General features: G+C 70.9%; 1 protein-coding gene. It reads right to left on the bottom strand.

What is annotated here, in order from left to right; genetic code table 11:
* A partial coding sequence (locus Q0112_RS14415) for a hypothetical protein (protein ID WP_297976447.1) occupies positions 1-922 on the bottom strand: 922 nt, incomplete at its 3' end.
* Positions 923-1,117 lie beyond the last annotated feature (195 nt).

The raw sequence follows: 1,117 nt of genomic DNA, 5'->3' as shown, positions 1-1,117 counted from the left end.
TTGGCTCGAAGCGCATCAGCACATCGGGATGGACTCGCGCGATGCGCTCGAGGTCCGCCTCGTACCGGGCGCGCAACTGCCGGCGCTCCGCCGCGCCGAACGGCCGAAAGGGGTCGGCGCCGGGCTCGCCGGCGGCGAAGATCCTGCGGACCCGCGCCAGCCGCTCGGCGCGCGGGAGATCCCGCGGCAGCGCCTCGGCCGCCGCGACCGCGCCCGCCGAGGGCGAGCGGGTCCAGGTGGGATCGGAGATCTCCGGCAGCGGCACCAGCGCACGGCCGCAGACCGCCTCCATGATCGCCCGGGCATTGGCGCGATAGTCCTCCTGCCGCCAGATCCGCAAGGGGATGGCGGGTGCCGCGGCGCGGATCCGCGAGGCGAGGTCGAACCAGCCCGACGAGCCGGAAAGCAGCGCCGCCACCGCCTCCCGGAAGCCGCCCGGCGGCGGCGGCGCATGCTTCAGCGTCTCGACATAGGCCGAGGGGAGGAGCGTGTCGTAGCTGCGGATCGAGAGGAAGAAGACGACCTCCGCCCGCCCCGCGAGGCTCGCGAGCCGGCTGACGTTGCGCTCCGCCTGCGGATAGCAGGGCAGCTCGAGCATATGATCGGGCATCCCGACGATGTTCTCCTCCGAGAGCACCACGACCTCTGGCCCCGCCCTGAGCGGCGCCATCGCCGCCTCGATCGCGGCGCGCATACACGCGCGCCCGACGACCGGCAACCGGGCGATCGGCCGCCGCTCCGACAGCGTCCGCGCCAGATCCCGCTGACGCACCAGCGGGTTCGGGATGAAGTCGACCCCCTGCCCTGCAAGATCGTCGCGCACCGCCGCCAGCGTCTCCTGGAGATGCGAGGTCGCGGTCTTGTGCGCCCCGAGATGGATGCGCCACTGCCGAACGGGGGGGCGCGCGTCCGCATCCCGCATCGATATCTCCCGATTCACCTCACCTCCATGACACAACAGCACGCCGGCGCCACGCCCCCAGTTACCACAGAAAGGGATTCCGTTTGCCACCCAGTGAAAACTTGCCTATGCGGTCGAGAGCTTCCTTTCGAGGGTTGATCATCCGTCGGGTAAAGGGTTCGAGAGGACGATGTTCGTAGCCCCTTCGGCCCGGGC

Origin of the sequence: uncultured Amaricoccus sp. (assembly GCF_937858865.1) — a bacterium.
Lineage (GTDB): Bacteria > Pseudomonadota > Alphaproteobacteria > Rhodobacterales > Rhodobacteraceae > Amaricoccus.
The sequence above is the reverse complement of the archived record's forward strand: the minus strand, read 5'-3'. Positions and strand labels throughout refer to the sequence as shown.